This is a genomic window from Anaerovirgula multivorans, from assembly GCF_900188145.1.
In the GTDB taxonomy this organism is placed as follows: domain Bacteria; phylum Bacillota; class Clostridia; order Peptostreptococcales; family Natronincolaceae; genus Anaerovirgula; species Anaerovirgula multivorans.
The window spans coordinates 148414-171223 of sequence record NZ_FZOJ01000004.1 but is presented as its reverse complement, the minus strand read 5'-3'; the positions used below and the strand labels follow the sequence as shown (position 1 = coordinate 171223).

Here is a 22810-nt window from a genome sequence, read left to right as displayed (position 1 = left end):
GAAGAAGAGGGAGGAGAACATGAGGCTGTATGATAAAATAGTAAAAAAACCATGGCCATATTGGATAGGAGGTAGTATACTAGCAGTATTAAATGTTTCTTTACTGATTGCTACGGACTCTGTTTGGAAGATTACTACTGGTTTCTTATATTGGGGGGCAGCGGTTTTAGAAAAACTTGGATATAATTCTGCTGATTGGTATTATTTTAGTGCATACGACCATGGATTAAAGGAGAGCGAAACCTTTTTTAACAATTCTTATACAGTGCTAAATATTGCAGTTATCGTGGGAGCGCTTTTGGCGGTTTTATGGGCTAATGAGTTCAAATGGAAAAAGATTAAAAATACAAGGCAATTCTTTTTTGCCTTAATTGGTGGAGTTCTTATGGGCTACGGTACAAGATTAAGCTTTGGTTGCAATATCGGAGCTTATTTCAGTGCAATTCCATCTTTCTCATTGCATGGCTGGATATTTGCTGTTTTTATGTTTGCTGGAGCTTGGTTAGGTAGCAAAATATTATTCAAATATATTTTATAACTAATAGAAAACTTTAAACCTTATTAAGTAGACAACTATATTTAAATCTTCCAAAAGGAGAAATTTATTCTAGATGATAAACTGCATTATAATATTGAAAAAAGCAGCTTCTAATATTACTTAGAAGCTGCTTTTTTCAACAAAATCCACGCTTAGAGGATTTAATAAAGTCAATAAATTCCCTCTCGAAACTGGTAAACTGGTAATCTTTTCGATATGCTATATAAAAGTCACTTTTCATGGTGATATTTTCAATTTCTATTTCCCGCAGAACTTTATCTCTAAGCTCCCTCTTAATCGTTAATTCTGGAATGAAGGAGATCCCTTTACCTGATATAACAGAGGTTTTGATAGCCTCCATGGAATTCAATTCATAAATAATATTTAAATCTTCGATTTTTATATGATGGGGCTTTAAATGCTGTTGAATGGTTGCCCTTGTTCCAGAACCCTCTTCTCTAAATATCAGTGGTAGCATTTTAAGTTCATCTAGCGTAATTTTATTTTTCAAAACAGGTAAAGAGGTAACAAGTATTAATCTATCAGAAGTTATCTTTTCAGTCGTTATATTCTTTCGTTCTATGTAACTATGAATAATACCTAGATTAATTGTTCTATCGGAAAGATTATTCATGACTCCTTGAGAATTTGTTATATTATAGCTAATGTCCACATCTCTGTTATCTTGCTTATATATATAAATACTACAAGGAAGAGCATACTCACCTACAGCTTTACAAGAGCCAATTAATAAATCCTTCTTATTAGTTTTAAGATTCTGTAGGTCTCGTTCGATATTGTCCTGCATAGAAAGGATGGTATTAGCATAGTCAAAGACTACTGTTCCCGCCTCTGTAAGCTCTACCCCTTTATTACTTCTGGTCAGGAGAGTAACTCCAAGATCCTTTTCTAGAGATTGTATTTGCATACTAAGACCTGGCTGGGTTAAATGGAGTTCCTTTGCTGCTTTGGAAATACTGTTTAGTTTTACTGTAACATAAAAAGCTTTTAGATATTGAAGGTTCACGGATTTCTCTCCCTTAGATTAATCATCTGTGTATTAAAAACTATATTATGACATAACCAGTAGCAAGTTTTAAACTATAAGATAAACCAATAGTTCTAATTATTATTATATCATGAAATACTTTTTAGGGTAAATTTAATTTCGTTCAATATTAACAGTAAAATCTTGTTAATTAATAGACAAATATAAATCATTATTATGCATCATAAACAACTCTTATTATTGATGTAAGCTAATCTATAATATAATGATTACTAAGGCAAAGCAGTTATTCAATGATGGGTTACTATGTTAAGTTATTATCATTCAGTACATAAAGGAGGAAGATGAATCAATGACAATTGAAAAGAAAGACAAAGAAATATCAAGGAAAGATTTCTTAAAGGGTGTAGGAGTATCTCTTGCTGGAGTAACACTTCTTGGTGGAGTTGGAGGTGTTTTGACTGCCTGTTCAGATCAAGCTACAGCTGCTCCAGAGCCAATAGCAGGAGAATCTGAAAAGCCTCAATGGCCTTTTACTTATGTTAAGGTTGATCCTGATAAAGCGGCAATAAGAGGATACGATGCTTATAAAACAGGTGCTGGCTGAGGCTATGGCGTAGCCGAAGGGTTCTTCGGTACATTGGCAGACGAAATAGGATATCCCTTTAACCAAATACCACCAGAAGCATTTACTGTTGCAGCTGGAGGTTATGCGGGTCAAGCGACTCTATGCGGAGCGTTAGGGGTAGCTTCTACATGTATTGGTATGGTATGTGATGCTGATACTCAAAAAAAATTAGTAGGCGACCTATGGAGTTGGTATAGGGAAGAGCCATTTCCACAAATTCAGCCAGCTGGATTAGACCTAACTACTACTGTTGCAGAGTCTGTACTATGCATTGACTCAGTAGGTAAATTCATGGAAGCTCAAGGTTGTGCATATGGTGACCCTGAACGTAAAGAGCGTTGTGCTGGGGTTGCAGCAGAGGTAGTTAAGAAAATGGTGGAGATGTTAAACGAAACATTGTAGTACCTAAAATAGTAAAAATAATAGAAAAGTAAAAAGCAAAATATAAATGGATTCAATGATAAGGCAAATAGTGTCCTATATGTTTAGTATTAAATGAATTAGGAGGGATTATGAATGAAAAGAAAATTAGCTTTATTACTAATTCCCTTGCTTATAAGTGGACTATTAGCAGGGTGTGGTAACGGAGAAGTGGTTGCTAGTGAAGAATCCACAGAATCAACGACTGGAATGTATACAGATGGAATATATGAAGGCATCGGTACGGGATTTAAAGGAGATATTAAACTAAGTGTAAAAGTAGAAAATGGGAATGTTACCGAAATTGAAATAATAGAAATGAATGAAACTGCTAGTATTGGAGATGTAGCGATAGAACAAGTGATTGAAAAAATTATTGAGGCTCAATCTACAGATGTGGATGTTGTATCTGGAGCTACAATGTCAAGCCAAGGTACCATCAATGCGATTGAAAAGGCTTTAGAACAAGCAAAATAGTAGGTTGTAATGAATTAGCAGCAGAAGATTGGTTTTAAGAGAAACAACATAAAATAGTTTATATCTTCTTTCATAGGCGTTAACTTAACCCATGTTATTCCAAGGTAAAAATTACATTGAAAAACAACGCTGGAAATTTTGCAGGAGTACTTTTTGATCGAAAATAATTTCCAAAATATAGCTTAGGTTAACGCTTATGTATAAAATATATAACCTGAATAAGTAAATCTAAAAGTCACTTTCTTTACCTTGAGAAAGTGACTTTTGTCAGTAAATAAGGTAAGAAAGTATGAGAGATCAGTCTTGAAATATTCCTTTATTAGCAATATATTAAAACTGAGGAGTTGATTCATGATAAGAAAACCACGGATAGAGTACTGGATTTCATTTACCATGTAATGAGATCCAGTAATAATGGCAAAATAACAATACTCTAGCTGTTGTTCGTAGCATATATATTATATAGCAAATCCGATATTAAATTCTATTTTACCTGATTGTGTTTCAAAATCAATTGCCAGTGTTTCTAAAGGGTTTATATCAGAAGGCTTAAGCAGCACAGTGGGAGGACTAATCTGTAATGTTACCCCTAAAGGGGTTAACATTGCAGAAGCACCCCCAGCAATCATGCTTGATAATTCTCCAATAGCACTTTTTACCATATCGTCAATAACAGGAACAGCCATATCCATCATCATGGTAGAGGCTAATTGTTTAGCTGTATCCTGGGGCATGGATAACGCCATGTTTCCTTGAATCCCGCCTTTTAAGCATATGACCGTAGACACATCTAAATCAACATAAAATTTACTTTTCTTTTTAACGTTCCCTCTTTTTATATCCTTAACTCCTAACTGTTCTAATGTTCTTGTGAAAGCTTCTAGAAAGGGATTAATATATTTTACATCCATAAATTTCTCCAATCTACTACATATTCAGGAACCCACTGTCCTCCAAATAGTTGGATGCTAAATTCTTGAAATATAATATGTTTTTCAGTATTTTCAAATAAGTATTCAATATAAAACAGAAATTTTATGTAGGTTGAAATGAAATTCTTATCTAAGTTAGGTAACTGCAATTATTCCTTTGTATGATTAAAATAGCTTTCCTTGTGGTGTAAATCATCAATTAGCTGTAGGATTTTTATTTTCTGATAAGTTAAATACTGTACTTCTTTTAAATCAATAATATCCTTATTTTCTTCAATTGTAGTATCGAGATTATTAACCACCGCCAGTAAATCATTAACTGTCTGCATGCTTAACATTTTTTCATCTCCTTCCATCTTTATCTTTATCTTATTTCGCCATTTTTGATACACATCTTAATGCTTTTAGTTCAATGTTACTATTAAAAATGAGTATATAGATCTATGACGACACTGCCTTGCTTTCAAAAGTTTCAAAAACCATAACCAGTCTATAGACCCTCGGAACTATTTTCTGAGGGTCTAAGTTTTTTTAAAAATAGAATAGCTATAAAGTTATGGAAAAGAATAGAAGGGAGATATCAAATGGATTGGTAGATAGGAATAAATATTGTAAAATAGTAACTTAAACAAAAAAAGTTTATGTCTTAGAGACTTACTAAAGAAGATGGTTTTTCATTTTATAGAGGAGCATCTGTTAGAATCCTGTTAGAGGACTTTGATATAATAAAAAAATTAAATATATTGTATGAATTTGGTAGGTTGTATCTTTGTACCTCTTAGTTTTAGCAGTGTGGTACTAGGATGGAGTATGATCAAATAACAAAAGAGATTACGATTATTAAATAAGAGGCTTTTAATCAATAGGACTGGAGAGACATGGCAACGAACCAGACTCTCCAGTCCCTATTGTTTCCACTATATTTTTAACTCTGTTTAAAAATGTTTTGCTCTCTATTACATTATCAGTAGGCAAAGTGATTTCAAAAGAGTCCAAGGATTTAGTGGTTTCTTCCATAATAAAATTAAATGCCAGTTTTTCTATACCATCACTAACATCTATGTTTAAATCTATTGCAGTTTATAAAATTGAAGATAAATCTACCTTATAGTACTCACCTTCGAACCAAGCAATCTTTAAAACATCATCATATAAAATAACATTCTCAAGCAAAATAGCAACTTCCAAAGAATTAGTATTTGAAGGCTGATTTTTAAGGGAAAAGGCATAATAGTTTATATCTTTTTTAGTAATATTTTGGTTATCCTTTACTCTCGCCTCAAAGCTGGAAACAACATCGCTATCTGGAACAATTATATTGTCTTCTTGGATACTATCTAAAAGAAATTGAAAGTTTCCTAGAGGAATACGGTTTACTTGATTTGAATTTCCATCAATCAGACTGGTATGAAGGACTTCCGCTGAAGTGAAATTGGTTAAGTTACTTAGTTGAGCATCTATGTCTCCCAGTACTGTTTCCAATTCAGCTCCTTTATATAGAAGGCGTCCTTGGTGTGATGCAGATTCTTCAAACCCATTATCTCTCCAGCTCAATATTTTAGAATACCATTTTCCTGTGGAACGATAGTCAATCCATATAGTGCCTTGATGCCTGTTAGGCATATTCTGGGATTGATCAGATACTTCTACTAATTCTAACTGCCGAAGGGCTGCTCCAAACTGGTCCAATAACACTTCTTCATTTTGAACCCTTATATTTTTACCAAATGAAGTGCTAGATGAACCCCCGTGGTCTTCAGTAATGAGAAAGCTAACCCTTGGTTCTTCAAAATGAAGATCAAAACCCGTAGGATTAGCGGCTTCTGCAGTTCTCACATAATTAACTGCTTGAATACGAAAACTGACTATAGTGATAAGAGGTAATAATAACAAAGCTGTAATCCCTAAAGCATATTGTTTTTTGCATTTTTTGATGGAACATTTCTCGATAAACTTTGTATAAAGTAAATAACCTATTGAAGCTCCTATAATAGCTCCCATGATGGCAGTATAGAATGTAGGCAAGTGACGAGTATTGATAGGTGGTAACGCCCACAATAACATGTTCCACAGTATCCCACGAAACATAGATAATCCTAAATAATATCCTAATAATCCACTTCCACCTAAAGCAACGATTTTATCAATTTTTATCTTCATTATTTGATCCCTCCCCATACTTCCATAAGATGTGATAGTGTATCATCTGATAGCTGATGATATCGACGATTACGCATAAACATAGTTCCAGTGTCCATATCTACGTGGGCAATTACTTCCCCGCCCCCCTGGAACTGAATCAATAGCTCTAGGCCTTCTTTATGATTCATAGAAGGATAAGAATCTAAAGGAGTCGCTTCGGAAAGACCGGAAATAATACTATGATATCTTGCTTCATGGATGTTGTACGGGTCAATTTTTAATATCCAACTGCTGCTGTATTCTTTCTTTTCGTAGATGATAACAGATTTAATTCCTTCTAGGTTTTCTATTTTCGCAAGGGTATTACTATAGACACCATATATAGTACCAAACCAAAGGGCAAAGATGATTGCAGCAGATAGAATGAACCTAAGAATTTTCTTCCGCTGAAAAACCCTCTTGTCACTAGTCAGATAACCAATTCCCATGGCAAGAAACATAGCTACTAATGCTGGTGTCACCAGTTCCACAATAAGACCTAATATAGGATGATGAGTGAAATAGCCCATTCCTCTTTGAAAGTGATAATGCATTGAATCCCATTGATTTAATTTATTTCCTGAGAAAAAGATCCCTAGCATAAACTCAGCTAGCTTATAGGGTAAAGCCATAATAGCCTTCGTTACAATAAAGCTATCAGAGGTATATTTAAGTGAAAATAAACCCAATAAAAATCCTAAGAAACCATAGGCATAAATTCGCCGGACACCTTTACGATGGGATTTGATTTTCTCTACCAATACTTCATCGTCAATTTCTACAGATTGCTGTTGTAGTTGAAAAGAATTATTTAGCAGTTGATCCAGCTGTTGCTGACAATCATGGCACATATCGATATGATCCTCCATCTTTTTCATTTCTTCAGAGGAAAGTGTTTCTTCTAAATAATCCTGCATTTGATTCTCATGTGGACAAGTCATCTGTTATCCCTCCAATTCCTTGTAAATTTTTTGAAATTCGCTTCTAGCACGATAAATATTCACCTTCACTGTATTGATTTTCACATCAGTAATTTCACTAATTTCTTGATAGGATAAGTTCTGTATATCCCTTAGGATAATAAAGCTTCTATACTTTTCAGTCATATTATTTAAGGTTCTTTGAATTCGATAATGATTTTCCATGTTGAGAAGATAACTTTCAGGAATTGATTCACCATTGGTATTTTCTCGTTCTAACACACTGGCCTCACAGGTTAATACCTCTCTTTTATTTTTTCTTTTAAACTCTAGGAAGGTATTTTTAGCGATACGGTAAATCCAGGTTTTAAAGCTTGAGCGACCCTCAAACTTATCAATATTTAAATATACCTTCAAGAATACATCCTGACAGATTTCCTCTGCTTCCGCATGATTCGTTGAAAGATAATATATATAAGAGAAAATGGGTTCTTTATATTTTTGATATAACAATGTAAAATCCTTATCCACTATTACCGATCCCTTCTATTTTGCTGGCCAGCAAATGTAGTTCCATAGTATAGACTAAAAACAAGAAAATATGTTACAAAAAAATAAATTTTCTTTTTCCACTATTTATACAATGACATAGAAAAACCCTCTAGCTATATCAGAAAATATAGTAGAGGGTTCTTTTACTTTATATTATTTAATCCAGCGGCCTTAGCAGTCTCCATGGCATACTTGAGTTCTTCTCTTGTAATTCTTTTACTTAATGCTTCATATTCATAGGCCTTATAGGCAGGATAGTATTGTCCCATGATGTTGACATAGGTATCCGTTGAAAGCTCTTTTGCAATAAATTTCATGATTTTTTCAGTGCCAGCAAGATTTTGAGGTATCACTAAATGACGAATCAGCAACCCCCTATAAGCAATATGATTTTCATCAGTTTTTAGATCTCCCACCTGACGATACATTTCCTTCACAGCATTTTTAGTAACTGTATAATACTGTTTTACCTTTAAATATTTTTCAGCGACAGCATCATCAGCAAACTTTATATCTGGCATATAGATATCAACAATACCCTCTAACAATCTAAGTGTATCGGTTAAATCATAGCCATTGGTGTTATAGACTATGGGGATAGACAAGCCTTCTTTAGCAGCAATATAAATGGCCTCTACAATTTGAGGGATGATGTGTCCAGGGGAGACTAGATTAATATTATGACATCCACGTTTTTGTAGGGATAGCATTATTTCAGCTAAACTCTCAATTGTAAATTCATGACCTTCTCCACAATGGCTGATTTCATAGTTTTGACAAAAAACACATTTTAAATTGCAATGGGAAAAGAAAATGGTACCGGATCCATGACGACCTACAAGTTCCTTCTCTTCACCGAAATGAGCTTCAGCCCCTGATACTACTACATGATCTAAGGTTTTACAATATCCCCTTTCTCCTGCTAATCTATTCACCTCACACTGATGGGGACATAGAACACAATTTTTTAACATTTTCCTTAGTATATTTACTCTATTCTCTAGTGCTCCATTTTCTAATAATTGTAGATAAGTTGGTTTAAACATTTTTCACCTCTCTTTCTTAGGAAACATATACTTATTATTTACAGAGAAGAGCCATAGCATGATGACTATTTTAAATTGTCGATGAAAAATAGATAAATTTATCAGTAACTAAAAAATAACAAATGTTGTTCAAAAAATAGAATAAAGGAAATTGTAGAAATATGTAGAAATATGTAGAAACGCGGAAAAATATAGTGTATGAACTAGTGAAATATGTTATTGTTTAATTGATTAAATTTTAATAATAATTATACTTTCGAATTTATTCTTAAAACAAAACTACATTTTTCAAGATAACAGAGCAGACATATTTTTCAAAAAACAACTTATAGGGAGGAGTTAAAAATGAAAAGCATTAAAATGAAACTTATTGTCTATTTTTCCATCAGTCTATTGATAGTATCATCGGTGATGGGAGGAATATCCTATGTGCTGGCATCAAGGGCTGTTATCAATGAAGCAGAAGAAGCGCTAGAGTTACTGGCCCAAGAGGGTGCAAAGTTAGTGGAAAGTCGTACTGAAATAGGCAAAACAGCATTAATGTCATTAGCAATAGATAAAGATGTTGAAGGTATGGATTGGGAGCTGCAGCAATTGGTTTTGGAACATGAAAGAGAAGCTTTAGGTTTCTTAGCCCTTGCAGTGGTTTATCCTGATGGTACAGCCTATTACAGTGATGGTACAACAGCGGAACTAGGAGATAGAGATTATGTTAAAAGAGCTTTTAATGGAGAGGTAAATATATCTGATATCATTATTAGCCGAGTGACTAATCAAGCGGTAGTCATGTATGCCGCGCCTATTAAAAGTGGGAGTCAAGTAGTAGGTGTACTTATAGGTAGGAGAGATGGAAATGCGTTAAGTGACATTATTGATGATATGGGTTATGGTGAATATGGTTATGCTTATATGATTAATGGAGAGGGTACTGTTATTGCCCATGAAGATAGAGAGCTGGTATTGGATCAATTCAATCCTATAAAGGAATTAAATGATGATACTAGTTTAGCATCATTAGCTGAACAGTTTGAGACAATTATAACAGAGGAAAAGGGGATAGGTAGGTACCAGTTTAATGGTGAAAGGCTCTATATTGGGTTTACAGAGGTTAAGGATTCGGAATGGTCTATAGCTATTACTGCAACGGAAGCTGAGGTGCTAAGTGCTTTACCTACACTACAAAAAGCCATGGGAGGTGCTGCTTTAGTTATTATATTATTAGGAATACTACTGGCCTATGTTATAGGTAACTCCATAGGAAAGCCTATTAAATTAGCAGCTGAGCAATGTGAAGAAATAGCTAAGGGTGATTTTACAAAACTCTTAGAAGAAGAATGGACAGGTAAAAAGGATGAAATCGGTGCGCTAGCCCGTGGATTTAATGCTATTAGCCAAAGTATGTCTCAAATGATTAGAAAAATAATGGAGTCATCAGAGCAGGTGGCGACCTCTTCTGAAGAGCTAACTGCTATATCTCAGCAGTCAGCAGTGGCCTCTGATGAGGTAGCAAAAACCATCGAAGAAATAGCTAAAAGTGCAAATCAGCAAGCTCAAGAAACGGAAAAAGGAACAGTGGAAACCAATGAATTAGCAGGAATTATGAATAAGAACCAATTACACATAAAAGAGTTAAATGAGGCATCAGATCAAGTAATGAAACTGAAGGAAGAGGGCTTTGATATTATTAAATATTTGATAGAAAAAACAGCAGAGAGCAACGATGCTACTAAGGAAATCCACGAAGGAATTATTGAAACCAATAATAGTACTGTAAAAATTGATGCCGCCAGCAAAGTTATTCAAGGGATTGCAGAGCAAACCAACCTATTGGCTCTAAATGCAGCCATTGAGGCAGCGAGAGCTGGAGAAGCGGGTAAGGGATTTGCCGTAGTTGCAGAGGAAATTCGGAAGCTTGCTGAGCAGTCCAGTAAGTCTACTCAAGAGATAGAAGCAGTAGTGAGGGAATTACAAGCAAGGTCTGAGAACGATGTACAGATGGTTCAGAAGGTTATGGAAATCGTAATGGAACAGTCTAATAATGTGGAGCTGACTCAAAAAAAATTTCAGGGGATTGCTGAAGCCATTGAAGCTACAAAGAAAGTAATTGAGCTATTGAATCTTTCGGGTATGGAGATAGAAGAAAAGAAGAATGCGATGATAGATATTATACAAAGCTTATCGGCTATTGCTGAAGAGAATGCTGCTGGCACCGAGGAAGCTTCTGCTTCTACGGAGGAACAAACAGCCTCCATGGAGGAAATAGCTAGTTCAAGCGAAAATCTATCTCAGCTGGCACAAGAGCTACAGGAGGAAGTAAGCAAGTTTAAGATTCAGTAAAAAAAGCATAGTCACCCATAATAGAATACCCCCACATTAATTAAACTGTGGGGATATTCTATCTATATAAACTTTAAGGTTCAAAAGTCTTATAGGCTTCTTTTTTTGCACCACATATGGGACACTGATCTGGTAGACCATCAGTAGTAGTATGACCACATATATCGCAAACATAGATAGTACCTACATCCATATCTTTTCCTTGTCTTGCTATATCTTGAGCTTTTTGAAAGAGGGTAGCGTGTACTTTTTCAGCCTCTAATGCATAGTGAAAGGCTCTTTCAGCTCCCTTCTCTTTTTGGAAACGGGCGGTTTCTAAATATACAGGATACATTTGCTCAATTTCATGAAGCTCTCCATCAATTCCCCCTTGAAGATTTTCTACCGTATTTCCTACACCAAAGATCGCTCCGGCGGGAACTGTAAAATCTCCCTTCTTGTCCTTTAGCTCTCTAAAATGATTGTCTGCATGGGCGTATTCAGCATAGGCGATAGCTCTAAAGAGTCTACCTATATTTGGCATATTCTCTTTATTTGCAACATTTGACCAGATGAGATAACGCATATGAGCCATGCTTTCTCCACCATAGGCAGAACGTAAAAAATCAGCTGTCATAGCATTTTGTACTGACATCAACAACTTCCTCCTTAATAATAATATTTTTTCGGATTATTAACGTAACTGTCTCTTTTTATACTTAAAAGGAATTCCTTACTGAGAAAATCAACTTTCCCTTATACTTCCAGGAAAAACTATAGAGTTAGATGAATTCTTAGATAATATAGACATCTATATTCTTGATTGACATTTGATTTTTAAGGATATAAAATAACTATTATTGAATAAATATTTATTTGCAACTAATATTTATAACTAAGTATAATTAGTACAAAAAATGAATATTGTATTACGAAATCAAAGTGATGAGGAGTTGGGAAGATGCTAACGGTAAAATTACCTCAATATACAATTGGAGAAAATATCCTAATGGAATTAGGAAGTATTGCTACAAAATACGGTAAAAGAGTTTTAATTGTAGGAGGAAAGCAGGCTTTAGCAATAACGAAGGCTACTATAGAAAAATCATTAAAGGAAAAGGGAATAAGTATGATTGATTGCCTATGGTATGGCGGAGAGTGCAGCTATAAAAATATAGAGATAATTTGTGAACAAATAAAAGCCAATGATGTAGACTTAATCATCGGTGTGGGTGGGGGAAAGGCACTAGATACAGCAAAGGCTTCTGCTGCCAAGATGGAGATACCAGTTATCACTGTTCCCACTATTGCATCTACCTGTGCTGCAACTACTTCTCTATCGATAATTTATACAGATCAAGGAGATTATGAAACAATTTATTTATATGAAGAAACACCCCCAGCACATATTTTTATCAGTATAGATATATTGGCAGAGGCACCAATAAAATACTTATGGGCTGGTATTGGAGATACTATATCAAAATACTATGAAGTAGATATTGCTTCTAGGGGAGCTAGGCTATCCCATAGTGAGGCGATGGGTAAGAAACTCAGTGTATTATGCGCTGAACCTCTAATTAGTTATGGAGCTAAGGCTTTGGAGGATAATCAACAAGCAATTGTTTCCTTTGAGTTGCAGGAGGTTGTATTAAATATTATTATTACTACTGGCATTGTTTCCATGTTAGTGGGGGAGAACTACGTTTCTGCTTGTGCTCATGGTCTCTTTTATGGATTAACGATATTAGAGGAGATAGAAAAGTATCATCTACATGGGGAAGTGGTGGCCTATGGAGTATTAGTATTATTAATGCTGGATGAGCAGCATAAGGAAGTAGAGGGACTAATGTCCTTCTATAGAAAAGTCGAATTGCCAACATCCTTAAAAGATATGAATATAGAAAATAATAAAGAAATATTAGATGGTGTTTTAGACAAGGCAGTTAGTACAGAAGATCATCAAAAAATGCCTTATGAGGTTAGTAAAGATATGTTTTATCAAGCTATTCAAAAGGTAGAGATATTAAACAAATAAAAGTGAGGAGGATGATTATGAATACAGATTTTACGACAAAAAAGAAGAATGGAACAGCAGTAGAAATTAATAGCAGTACTGTCATGAAGTTTTTAATCCCGTCATTATTTGGTATTATTATGTTCTTATTCCCAGTGCCCTATGGAGGAGCCATCAGTACACCTGTTGGAGTGGTTTCAGAGTGGTTGGCAGGAGCTTTAAAGGCTTATCTTCCTTACGCAGTAGTGGCTATCACCAGTATTTCAGCTACTATGTCTGTTGTAGGTACATTGTTGAAGCCAGATTTTGTTATGAACAATCGTTTATTAAAGGCGAATTTTACCCCAAGCAATTTCTATTTATTTTGGAGAATTATTGGGGCAATTATAGCGATTCTTGTCTTAAATAAAGCAGGCTCTGAAATGATTTATTCAATTGATACAGGTGGTACCATGATGTCTTTAATGGCAACTTTGATTGTATGGTTTTTTGCAGCATCCTATTTAATGCCTTTTTTAATGAATTATGGGGCAATGGATTATACAGGTACTATTTTGAGAGGATTTGTAAAGCCATTATTTAAATTGCCAGGTCGTTCAGCGGTGGATTTGGTAACCTCATGGGTAGGTAATGTAAACGTAGGAGTTGTTTTAACAAGAACTCAATATAATACAGGATATTACACAGGAAGAGAAGCTGCTGTTATTGCCACCTGTTTCTCAGCAGTATCCTTACCCTTTTGTCTAGTGATAGCTGCTATGTTGGGCTTAGATGCAATGTTTGTTCCCTTTTATTTGACTGTTATGGTGGCAGGTATCATTAGTGCTATCATTATGTGTAGAATACCACCTTTGAGCACATTACCTGATGTGTATCATCCAGCAGTTGGTAAGCAAATTGATGAAATGGAGCCAGAAGGTATGAGCAAATCCCAATGGGCATTGCAAAAAGCTGTACAAAAGGCACATCTTACAGGTGGCATGCAAGAACAATTTCAAAGTGGTACAGATATATTTTTAGGTATCATATTTAGTTTAGTTCCAATTGTTATGGCATGGGGAACCCTGGCTTTAATGGTGGCTACCTATACACCGATTTTCACATGGATATCCTATCCATTCGCTTATTATCTACATTTTATGGGAGTTCCAGAAGCATTTGAAGCTGCCCCAGCTACGGTAGTAGGCTTTGCAGATATGTTTATCCCCGCTATTTTAGCATCAGGTTTAACCTCTATTAAAACAAAGTTTATTATTGGGGTTTTATCTTTAGTACAAATTGTATATATGACAGAAGTAGGTACATTATTGATTACGTCTGATATACCAGTGAACTTTAAGCATTTAGTATTGGTATTTATAGAAAAGACCATTATTGCGTTACCAATCATAGTAATTATGGCAAATATATTGTTATAAAAGAATTAGAGATACTTCTATTTTTAGTTTTCTGATACAATGCATATCAAAGAAGAATATTAAAAATGGGAAAAGGTAGGTGTCATAAAATGAAGCATCGATTTTTGTCTAAAAGGTATTGGAATGCCATTTCTACCCCTATGGGGGAAAGTGGAGATCTTACAAGAAAATATGAAGACCTTATCAACTTTAGTTTAGGGGATCCTGATTATACAACTGATGAAAGAATTATTGAGGCTGCTTTTCAGGATGCTAAAAATGGTCACACCCATTATACAGACTTTCAAGGAGATATAGAGCTGAGAGAGGAAATTACTAAGTATTATAAAGAGGTTTATGATTATGGTATTCAGCTAGAAGCGTGTATGGTTACTACCAGTGGCTGTCATGCTATGTGGCTGGTACTAGAATCTATACTAGATGACGATGATGAAGTAATTATTCATGAGCCCTATTTTACCCCCTACCCACAACAGGTTCGGCTAACAAGGGGAAAGCCAGTGATTCTAAAGACCTATGAAGAGGAAAACTTTCAGGTGGAGGTAGATAGGCTTAAAAACCTTATCACCAATAGAACAAAGGCCATTATTATTAATACTCCTAATAATCCAACGGGAACCTGTTTTACAGAAAAGACATTAAAGGCTATAGCGAAGGTTGCAATAGAATATGATTTAATTGTGATAGCCGATGATATTTATACTGCCTTTAGCTATGCTGAACCTTTTATCCCTATAACTACTTTAGCAGGGATGAAGGAGAGAACCATTACCATAGGCAGTTTTTCAAAGGACTACGCCATGACAGGTTGGCGGATAGGCTATGTATTAGCACCCACCTTTGTGATTCAAACCATGAAGGACGTAAATGAAAACAATGTTTTTACTGCTCCTTCTATTTCCCAAAGGGCAGCCCTGCATGCCCTGAAGATAAGGAAAGTTGTTCAGCCTCCTATGATTGAAGAATATAAAAAACGTATTTATTATGCTTATGATAGAATAAAATCTATCCCTAACATGTCGGTATTACCTCCTAGAGGGAGTCTGTACATGTTTATCAATATCAAAAACACAGGTTTAACCTCAAAAGAAGTAACCGAGAGGTTATTGGAGGAGGCCCATGTTTTGGTGTTGCCAGGTAATGCCTTTGGGGATTGTGGTGAGGGTTATATCCGAATTGCCTTAACAGTAGGAGTTGACAAACTAAAGGAAGCCTTTGATAGAATAGAAAAATTAAAGATATTTACTGAAATAAAATAGGGGAGACTTTGTCTCCCCTATTAATTAATAGATAAGCTTTGCAAGTTCTTCGAAGGAAGAAAAGTCTTCTAAAAGAAAATCCTGTTGGGTATCTTGAAATTTACTGTTATTATGTTTATTCCAATTAGTAATTCTTTGGTTATAGTTTACTCCAACGATTTGTGTATTTTCCCAAACCTGCTGCATCTCATTCTTTGTATGGTCGGTGGTATTAGCTAAAGGTATGGTTACTGTTTGGGTATATAAATCATTGCCTATTTTTACAGCATAGGTATATTGATTGCTTATAGAGTTATAGTCATATGACTTGGTTTCATCTGCCTTAGCAAACTGATTTATAGCATCTAAATCATACTCTGTGATAATCCTATAGATGTTCACGGTACCGACAGTAGCAGATGATACCTCAATATTTGCCAGACCGATTCTTACCTCATCTGTTTCTAGTAGGGCTTGAACATAATTTTTAATAATGTCATCGAAGTTTCTAGTGTCAAAGCCTGCCATCATCATTAGATTCATGTTATTGTCTTTTTGATAGGCTGAAACACTTTCTTGATTACTCATTCCTGAGTAATAATAAGTATCATAATAATAGTAATCATCATAGTACCCATAACCACCACTGTAAAAGCTGTCGTAGGTATGCCAATTCTTTGTTAAGTTTGCGTTGAAATTATATTTTTTTGTTTTAATCTCCTTTGAATCATTCCAATTAATTAAACTTGTTGGATCTAATATTTTTCCTAAGTATTTGCTCCTTTGATTTGTCAATTTGAAGGATTTTAACATGGTCTCAAAGGCTTCTCTAGTTTTAGCTTCATTATATTTCTTAACAGGTATATTGGCAACCACACTGTACTTATATCCGTTACCTATAACGTATAAAGTATCAACAATATAAGGGTTTTTAGGTACAGTATTGTACTTCACTTTTACACGATAAGCATCCATATTTCCTAAGTTCATTTTTTCCGATATAAGTACCTCATATACTTTATCATTATAGTTTTGCTGCAACTTTTCTATTTCTTCCTGTGCCCAATCTTCAGAGGTTTCTGTTGGGAGAGCAGAGCTTACTAAGCTAACAGTAATTCCCTCTCTAAAGGATTGATAGTTGTTGAAGTCAGCTTCCTTTTCATTGTCAGATTCATCGCTGCCATAAATTTCTTCATGACTATAGACGGCAGTAAAATGCTGTACTCTAGCGTTGGATATACCTTCTTCCTTCCAATAAGGGTTCACTGTAATCCTCCAGCCATAGCTGGTGTTCTCGTAATCACGGTGTTCACTGACAGAGTCAGAGAGCTCTTTAAGATAGGGATTATTTTCATCATAGTCTAGTATCAAAGAAGAAACCAATTTCCTAAACATTTCTGGATTTTCACGATAATATTTACCCTCCATACTTATTTCTAAGTTGTAAATATAATCATTTTTAATATAAATACGATTTTCGATATAAGAGCTGAATTCTTCAGCCGCATCATCTACAAGATAATAATCATAAAATGGATCCATCTTTACAATACGAATATATTTTTCTCCTTGTGCATCCTGTTCTATATTAAAAGTAAACTCTTTTTGAGAAAAATACCAATAATAAGAGTCTGGGTTATTCATTTGCTTGCTGTAAAGAATATCTTCTAAAGTATACTTCTGTTCATTTTTAATGACTTCTAAAGAAACACTAGATCGATAGCTTTCTGTGTACATGTTAAAATAATTTACTTTATCGGATTTATATACGATAGCATCATCGGGGAGGTGCATAGACCATTTAAAGATACGACTCCCTACTTCTGTTTTCATTCTGTCTTTTTTGTTGGAGAAAACTTCATATAAATCAATGGTTCCATCATCCTTTAAAGCTAATGCATAGGATGGGATAGATGCCGTAAAAACTAATAAGCAAGCTACTAAAATAATACATAGTCTTTTATATTTCAATGTTTTCAACTCCATTCCTATAATAATATTAGTCTAATAACGTTCCTTTAAGGTTACTTTTATATCAAAGTCCTCATTGTCTCTAGAAAAGGTGAGTGTTACTTGATTACCAGGAAGATGCCTTTTTAATATTTCATTATAAGCAGCTATAGAAGAGGTTTTTACTCCATCAATAGCTTCCAGTATATCTCCCTCTTGCAGCTGGTCAGAAGTCACTACTGCATCCTCTCTGAGGGTAACAACTCTAAGGCCTTGATCCGTTGGTATTCCCAACATAGCAGCCCAGTTTTCTTCGAATTGTATACCAGTGTAGCATCTTCGAATTCTACCAAATTGGTTATAATGATCTAAAAAGTAAGAAACATTTTCCACAGGAATGGCAAAGTTCATACCGGAATAAAACATGTATCCTAAAGTATTAATTCCAACAAGCTTTCCTGACATGTTGATTAAGGGCCCTCCACTATTACCGGGGTTGATAGAAGCATCAGTTTGAAGGTAGGTATAGGTTTGGTCCACAGGACGATTTAACCCACTGATAATTCCCTTGCTGGCACTATTACGATAGCCAAAATATAAAGGGGTTCCTATGGCGATAACAGTATTACCTACTTTAACGTTATCAGCTGTTTCTAGCTCAACTGGTTTCAATTCACTACGATTAATCTTAATTAGTGCCAAATCAATTTCTTCATCATTGTATAACAACTGTGCGCTATAAGCTTTACCGTCATACATAACTACATAGATTTCTTCCATATCCTTAACAACATGGTTGTTAGTAATAATCTGACCGTTAGAGGTAATCACTACACCAGAGCCATGTTGTAGATTGCTCGGCATTTTCGAATAAACATAATCCTGCTCTCTGTAGGATTTGTTTCTACCTATGATTGCCACCACCGATTGATTAATTTCATCAACCAGTTTTGCAACCTGTTGGTCTTCTTTTCCTTGATTCAACATTTCTTCGATGATGTCTTTCACCAATGCTTCAACATTCTTTTGAGTCCCTACAGCAGTATCTTCTGCAAAGACAGCCAATGGTTGGACAAAAACTACAGTGATAATCATAAGAAGTGCAATAAACTTTTTCAAAAAAATACCCCCTAATGAAAATATTAATAAATATTGTGTATGTTTCCAATGTATACCAATATTGATATAAAGTCAATTTGAAAAGATGTCATTATTTAAATATGCTGTGGATACAAACAATATGTATAAAGTATAACAGAAGAAGAAAGGCTGTTGGAAAAAGGAATTTTCCTATAGAGTATAGAATAACTTCCTTAGTTTTTAAGTTAGGACTTTGGTTCTAAAACATCTATATTTGTATTAGGAGGGGTTCTTATGAAGGTATTTGACGGTTACCCAGATATTTTGATAGATGTAGTTAGTAAAAGATTAATGGGAAAAGGAGATATTTTAAGGAAATACCATTAGAGAAGTATTGATGTAAAATTTATAAGAAGTGTTAGTACAAAAAGTACAAAGACCAGTAGAGGGGGAAACACTACTGGTCTTTAAGTATGCTATAAATCTGTAGCCACAGATTGGCCAGCTAATCTACCAAATACGATTAAATCAGTTAAAGCATTACCACCTAGTCTGTTACCACCGTGGATACCACCTGTTACCTCACCAGCGGCATACAAACCAGTAATTGGATTACCATCTTCAGTTAAAACCTGTCCTTTTGTGTTGATTTTCAAACCACCCATTGTATGATGAACAGCAGGACCTACTTCAATAGCATAATATTTAGCTGTTTCTAGGCTTCTTGGCATATCATCTCTACCAAAATCTTTATCATTATTTTCACCTACAAAGCCGTTATAAGTCTCAACTGTAGCAATTAAATTGTCAGCATCGATTTCTAACGCTTCTGCTAATGCTTCAAGACTATCTGCCTCAGTAACCAATCCTTGACGAATATATCCATCGATTGCACTTAGGCTTTCCTTGATTCCTTCATCAAAGAATAGGAATGAAGTTTCGCCTTCTTGCTCTAATGTAGCTTCGGAAACAACATCTCTTGTTCCTAATTCATTTACAAAACGCTTACCATCTCTATTGATTAGAATAGCACCATTACCTCTCACAGCTTCAGTAATCATATAACCATTACTTGGCACTACTGTTGGATGAGTTTGGATTTCCAGCATATCTACAAGATCAGCACCAACGGCTACTGCCATGGTGATGCCATCACCAGTAGCTCCAGAATGGTTTGTTGTACCAAATCCATCTAAGCTGACATCATATTCTGTTACCATGGTTATGTTTGCTCCAAAGCCACCAGTTGCAACAATAACAGCTTCTGCTTCAATGGTAAACTCATTGTCACTTTTATCTTTAGCAATAATTCCTGTTACTACGCCATCTTCAGCTAAAATTTCTAGTGCAGTCGTCTCTATAAGAATTTCAACACCTTTTTCTTCAGCAGATGCTTTTAAAACCTGTACAAGATGAGCGCCCACAGGAGCACCACCAGTAGGTCTATGGGATCGATCCTGGCTTGCTCCCGCCATTCTGCCTACATCGCTTAAATCTGCACCAAGTCCGATTAACCACTCAACAGCGTCTGCTGCTTGTGAAGTTAATACTTCTACTAAAGCGGGGTCGTTTTTATCATATCCACCCTTCATTGTATCTGTATAGTGAGATTCAGCGCTGTCTTCTATTCCTAAAGCAGCCTGGGAAGAAGTACCAGCAGCATTTAATCCTCCTGTAGCTCTAAGGGTATTTCCACCAACCATTGGCATTTTTTCTACAATAAGAACTTCTTTGCCAGCATCCCTCGCTTCAATGGCAGCAGCCAAGCCTGCACCACCAGAACCGATAACAACTACATCTACCACTTTATCACCAGTGGATTCAGAAACGGATTCATTTGCTTCTTGACTTGAACAACCAATAAAGGTAGTTAAAGTAAGGGCAAATATAAGAATCAATGTTACAAATTTTATAGATTTTCTCATGAATAAACCTCCTTGTTTGTATATTAATTAACAGGTTTAATCCTATCACATGACAAGGCGGTTGTTAACTTTTTGTTAATTTTGTTGATTTTGTTCATATTGGTCTTTTCAAAAAATATCGATGTTGGGGACGTCCTACAGTACCATATTGGATTTCTACCTCAGCTTCTCCAATTTCCACCAAATGCTCTAGGTAACGGCGGACGGTAACCCGTGCTAATCCTAAAGCTTCAGCAACTTCCAGAGCGGATTTAGCTTCAACATCTTGTAGAAGACAGGTTTTTATCTTTTCCATAGTCTTTTGATGCATTCCTTTATCTAAATCAAGGTGAGTAGATTTGATTTTCTTACCTAGAATAATTTGATCAATATCCTCTTGAGCTATCCTTTCCTTCTTTGAAAGCTGCAATTTTCTATTTTTATAATCCTCTAGAGCGGTTCTAAACCTAGCTAATTCAAAGGGTTTTACTAAATAATCCACTACTCCCCATTTAAAGCCCTCTTCAATACTAGACAAATCCTTTGCGGCTGTGACCAGTATGACATCAACCGCTAGATCTTCTTTTCGAATGTTTTTTAATAGCTGTAAACCATTGAGTTTTGGCATATAGATATCTAGAACAAGTAAATTAGGTTTAGTAGACTTTATCAATTTGAGAGCCTCTTCGCCGTTGGAGGCGGTTCCCACTACTTGAAAGCCTTCTACAGCTTTAATACATTTTCTATTGATTTGTGCCACCATTGGATCATCTTCAGCAATTAAAACTTTAATCATCAGTTCACCTCTAAATATTTAGGGATTCTTACAATAAAATGATATCTCTATTGTTTTCCTTTATTAAAATATCTACCCATTTTTTTTCTTCCATACCCTGCAGAGCATCAAAGGCATTCTCGATTAAGTTACCAAGAACAGTAATTATCAGGTTACTGGGAATTCTATCTGATAATTTACTTATAAAGCTTGCAGGATGAATATTCATATGGATGCCTAATTCCTTAGCTATACTAGACTTTCCTATTAGAAGGGCGGCTATATTGGTATCCTTAATGTTTTTAGAAAGGAGAATGATTTTTGTTTTAAGTTTCATTTTATTATGATTTACAAATAACATAAATTATCTCCATTAAGCGATAAGCGTTTGTCTGTCTATCATTTATTAGTATATGCTATATTAAGATAGGAAAAAAGTAAAAGTTTGCAATACACTTTTTATATTCGTATATCATAAAATATAATGGATGTACTTTTATTATGTTCTTTTGCAGGATTTAGAGAAGAACGATAGAATTTCTATATAGATAGCTAAGAAATAATAAAAGATAAGCAAATGGAATAAACTACATTATCATCTATTTATACATAGAAAGGGGATAGAAAAGTGAATTATAAAATCATTGGTAGCACCATGCCTCTATTACAGATAACTCTTGGCAAAGGAGAAGTCATCAAATGTCAAGCAGGAGCAATGAAATGGATGGATGCAACAGTAGAAATGAAGACAGAGATGGATGGAGGGATTGGGGGCTTCTTTAAGAGAAAGATAATGGGAGAGAGCGGATTTATGAACTTTTTTAGGGCTGAAAGAGATGGAGATAGAATTGCCTTTGGACATACCTTTCCTGGGTACATTATCCCTATTGATGTTACTCAAAGGTCTATTATTTGTCAAAAGAGGGCTTTCTTATGTGCTACAGAAGCTGTTGAATTAGAAATAGCCTTTCAAAAACGATTAGGCTCTGGTTTTTTTGGCGGAGAAGGGTTTATTATGCAGGAATTGAAGGGTAGTGGCATGGCATTTGTAGAAATTGATGGAGAAGCCGTGGAGATAGAATTAGAAAGGGGACAATCCATTAAAGTAGAAACCGGAGCAGTAGGAATGTATGAATCTACTGTGAACATGAGTATTGAGATGGTAAAGGGATTCAGCAATATCCTATTTGGAGGGGAAGGTCTATTCCTCACAACCTTGACAGGTCCAGGAAAAGTATGGCTCCAAACAATGTCAATTCAGAGCATGGCGGGTGAGATTTTCCCATTTTTACCGACACCATCTAAATAGGAGAGAGTAACCTCTAGTTAATAGAACTGGAGGCTATTTTTGCACTCTGTGAAAGTGACTGACACCAAATCAAAGATTTGGGTCATCTATTTTTAGACAT

At 35.1% G+C, this 22810-nt stretch carries 21 protein-coding genes; 8 read left to right on the top strand and 13 right to left on the bottom strand.

The window, feature by feature from the left end:
* Positions 1-19: 19 nt before the first annotated feature.
* The gene (locus CHB72_RS05875; protein WP_089281937.1) at positions 20-538 is read left to right on the top strand and encodes a YeeE/YedE thiosulfate transporter family protein; all 519 of its coding nucleotides are present in this window, start codon (positions 20-22) and stop codon (positions 536-538) included.
* Between the two features lie 136 nt (positions 539-674).
* On the opposite strand, the gene CHB72_RS05870 is transcribed toward CHB72_RS05875, so the two are convergent.
* Positions 675-1565, bottom strand: a complete 891-nt coding sequence (locus tag CHB72_RS05870; RefSeq protein WP_089281936.1) for a LysR family transcriptional regulator — start codon at positions 1563-1565, stop codon at positions 675-677.
* 334 nt (positions 1566-1899) lie between these two features.
* Here CHB72_RS05870 and CHB72_RS27955 point away from each other — a divergent pair, with 334 nt between their 5' ends.
* A complete protein-coding gene (locus CHB72_RS27955) occupies positions 1900-2577 on the top strand; it encodes a C-GCAxxG-C-C family (seleno)protein (protein ID WP_089281935.1) in 678 nt (225 codons plus the stop codon).
* 114 nt (positions 2578-2691) lie between these two features.
* Positions 2692-3072, top strand: a complete 381-nt coding sequence (locus tag CHB72_RS05860) for an FMN-binding protein (RefSeq protein ID WP_089281934.1) — start codon at positions 2692-2694, stop codon at positions 3070-3072.
* A 458-nt stretch (positions 3073-3530) separates the two neighbouring features.
* On the opposite strand, the gene CHB72_RS05855 is transcribed toward CHB72_RS05860, so the two are convergent.
* From CHB72_RS05855 to CHB72_RS05825, 6 genes are all read right to left on the bottom strand, one after another.
* On the bottom strand, positions 3531-3983 hold the full coding sequence (locus tag CHB72_RS05855; protein ID WP_089281933.1) for a chemotaxis protein CheX: 453 nt from the start codon (positions 3981-3983) through the stop codon (positions 3531-3533).
* A gap of 170 nt (positions 3984-4153) precedes the next feature.
* On the bottom strand, positions 4154-4342 hold the full coding sequence (locus tag CHB72_RS05845; protein WP_089281931.1) for a hypothetical protein: 189 nt from the start codon (positions 4340-4342) through the stop codon (positions 4154-4156).
* Positions 4343-5084: 742 nt separating this feature from the next.
* Positions 5085-6164 (bottom strand): hypothetical protein, encoded by a 1080-nt coding sequence (locus CHB72_RS05840; protein WP_089281930.1) that lies wholly within the window; start codon positions 6162-6164, stop codon positions 5085-5087.
* Complete coding sequence (locus tag CHB72_RS05835) at positions 6164-7126, bottom strand: anti-sigma factor family protein (RefSeq protein ID WP_089281929.1); 963 nt, start codon at positions 7124-7126, stop codon at positions 6164-6166. Before CHB72_RS05835 ends, CHB72_RS05840 begins: the two co-directional genes overlap by 1 nt.
* A 3-nt stretch (positions 7127-7129) precedes the next feature.
* Positions 7130-7636, bottom strand: a complete 507-nt coding sequence (locus CHB72_RS05830) for an RNA polymerase sigma factor (RefSeq protein WP_242975047.1) — start codon at positions 7634-7636, stop codon at positions 7130-7132.
* A gap of 164 nt (positions 7637-7800) precedes the next feature.
* On the bottom strand, positions 7801-8703 hold the full coding sequence (locus CHB72_RS05825; RefSeq protein ID WP_089281927.1) for a radical SAM protein: 903 nt from the start codon (positions 8701-8703) through the stop codon (positions 7801-7803).
* 345 nt (positions 8704-9048) lie between these two features.
* Between CHB72_RS05825 and CHB72_RS05820 the strand changes: the two genes are divergently transcribed.
* Complete coding sequence (locus tag CHB72_RS05820; RefSeq protein WP_089281926.1) at positions 9049-11040, top strand: methyl-accepting chemotaxis protein; 1992 nt, start codon at positions 9049-9051, stop codon at positions 11038-11040.
* A gap of 73 nt (positions 11041-11113) precedes the next feature.
* On the opposite strand, the gene CHB72_RS05815 is transcribed toward CHB72_RS05820, so the two are convergent.
* Entirely contained in the window at positions 11114-11674 is a 561-nt protein-coding gene (locus tag CHB72_RS05815; protein ID WP_089281925.1) for a rubrerythrin family protein, read from the bottom strand.
* 306 nt (positions 11675-11980) lie between these two features.
* Here CHB72_RS05815 and CHB72_RS05810 point away from each other — a divergent pair, with 306 nt between their 5' ends.
* From CHB72_RS05810 to CHB72_RS05800, 3 genes are all read left to right on the top strand, one after another.
* On the top strand, positions 11981-13057 hold the full coding sequence (locus CHB72_RS05810) for an iron-containing alcohol dehydrogenase family protein (protein ID WP_089281924.1): 1077 nt from the start codon (positions 11981-11983) through the stop codon (positions 13055-13057).
* Between the two features lie 17 nt (positions 13058-13074).
* Entirely contained in the window at positions 13075-14454 is a 1380-nt protein-coding gene (locus CHB72_RS05805; protein WP_089281923.1) for a YjiH family protein, read from the top strand.
* 89 nt (positions 14455-14543) lie between these two features.
* Positions 14544-15713, top strand: coding sequence for a pyridoxal phosphate-dependent aminotransferase (locus tag CHB72_RS05800; RefSeq protein ID WP_089281922.1), 1170 nt, complete (start codon positions 14544-14546; stop codon positions 15711-15713).
* A 24-nt stretch (positions 15714-15737) separates the two neighbouring features.
* Here CHB72_RS05800 and CHB72_RS05795 read toward each other — a convergent pair whose 3' ends face one another.
* The 5 genes from CHB72_RS05795 to CHB72_RS05775 all read right to left on the bottom strand — a co-directional run bounded on the left by CHB72_RS05795 (position 15738) and on the right by CHB72_RS05775 (position 21762).
* Positions 15738-17663, bottom strand: coding sequence for a hypothetical protein (locus CHB72_RS05795; protein ID WP_089281921.1), 1926 nt, complete (start codon positions 17661-17663; stop codon positions 15738-15740).
* A gap of 33 nt (positions 17664-17696) precedes the next feature.
* Positions 17697-18761 (bottom strand): S1C family serine protease, encoded by a 1065-nt coding sequence (locus tag CHB72_RS05790; RefSeq protein WP_207652507.1) that lies wholly within the window; start codon positions 18759-18761, stop codon positions 17697-17699.
* A 437-nt stretch (positions 18762-19198) separates the two neighbouring features.
* On the bottom strand, positions 19199-20647 hold the full coding sequence (locus CHB72_RS05785) for a flavocytochrome c (RefSeq protein WP_089281920.1): 1449 nt from the start codon (positions 20645-20647) through the stop codon (positions 19199-19201).
* A 94-nt stretch (positions 20648-20741) separates the two neighbouring features.
* Positions 20742-21422, bottom strand: a complete 681-nt coding sequence (locus tag CHB72_RS05780) for a response regulator (RefSeq protein ID WP_089281919.1) — start codon at positions 21420-21422, stop codon at positions 20742-20744.
* A 28-nt stretch (positions 21423-21450) separates the two neighbouring features.
* Entirely contained in the window at positions 21451-21762 is a 312-nt protein-coding gene (locus CHB72_RS05775; protein ID WP_089281918.1) for a GHKL domain-containing protein, read from the bottom strand.
* Positions 21763-22029: 267 nt separating this feature from the next.
* Between CHB72_RS05775 and CHB72_RS05770 the strand changes: the two genes are divergently transcribed.
* Positions 22030-22710: a TIGR00266 family protein gene (locus CHB72_RS05770; RefSeq protein ID WP_089281917.1), complete on the top strand. Its 681-nt coding sequence runs from the start codon at positions 22030-22032 to the stop codon at positions 22708-22710.
* Positions 22711-22810: the final 100 nt, after the last annotated feature.

What these genes read in the sequence shown, in the direction of transcription:
- CHB72_RS05875 (WP_089281937.1), top strand. Translation starts at nt 20, where the DNA reads ATGAGGCTGTATGATAAAATAGTAAAAAAACCATGGCCATATTGGATA.
- CHB72_RS05860 (WP_089281934.1), top strand. Translation starts at nt 2,692, where the DNA reads ATGAAAAGAAAATTAGCTTTATTACTAATTCCCTTGCTTATAAGTGGA.
- CHB72_RS05855 (WP_089281933.1), bottom strand. Translation starts at nt 3,983, where the DNA reads ATGGATGTAAAATATATTAATCCCTTTCTAGAAGCTTTCACAAGAACA.
- CHB72_RS05845 (WP_089281931.1), bottom strand. Translation starts at nt 4,342, where the DNA reads ATGTTAAGCATGCAGACAGTTAATGATTTACTGGCGGTGGTTAATAAT.
- CHB72_RS05840 (WP_089281930.1), bottom strand. Translation starts at nt 6,164, where the DNA reads ATGAAGATAAAAATTGATAAAATCGTTGCTTTAGGTGGAAGTGGATTA.
- CHB72_RS05835 (WP_089281929.1), bottom strand. Translation starts at nt 7,126, where the DNA reads ATGACTTGTCCACATGAGAATCAAATGCAGGATTATTTAGAAGAAACA.
- CHB72_RS05825 (WP_089281927.1), bottom strand. Translation starts at nt 8,703, where the DNA reads ATGTTTAAACCAACTTATCTACAATTATTAGAAAATGGAGCACTAGAG.
- CHB72_RS05820 (WP_089281926.1), top strand. Translation starts at nt 9,049, where the DNA reads ATGAAAAGCATTAAAATGAAACTTATTGTCTATTTTTCCATCAGTCTA.
- CHB72_RS05815 (WP_089281925.1), bottom strand. Translation starts at nt 11,674, where the DNA reads ATGTCAGTACAAAATGCTATGACAGCTGATTTTTTACGTTCTGCCTAT.
- CHB72_RS05810 (WP_089281924.1), top strand. Translation starts at nt 11,981, where the DNA reads ATGCTAACGGTAAAATTACCTCAATATACAATTGGAGAAAATATCCTA.
- CHB72_RS05805 (WP_089281923.1), top strand. Translation starts at nt 13,075, where the DNA reads ATGAATACAGATTTTACGACAAAAAAGAAGAATGGAACAGCAGTAGAA.
- CHB72_RS05800 (WP_089281922.1), top strand. Translation starts at nt 14,544, where the DNA reads ATGAAGCATCGATTTTTGTCTAAAAGGTATTGGAATGCCATTTCTACC.
- CHB72_RS05785 (WP_089281920.1), bottom strand. Translation starts at nt 20,647, where the DNA reads ATGAGAAAATCTATAAAATTTGTAACATTGATTCTTATATTTGCCCTT.
- CHB72_RS05780 (WP_089281919.1), bottom strand. Translation starts at nt 21,422, where the DNA reads ATGATTAAAGTTTTAATTGCTGAAGATGATCCAATGGTGGCACAAATC.
- CHB72_RS05775 (WP_089281918.1), bottom strand. Translation starts at nt 21,762, where the DNA reads ATGTTATTTGTAAATCATAATAAAATGAAACTTAAAACAAAAATCATT.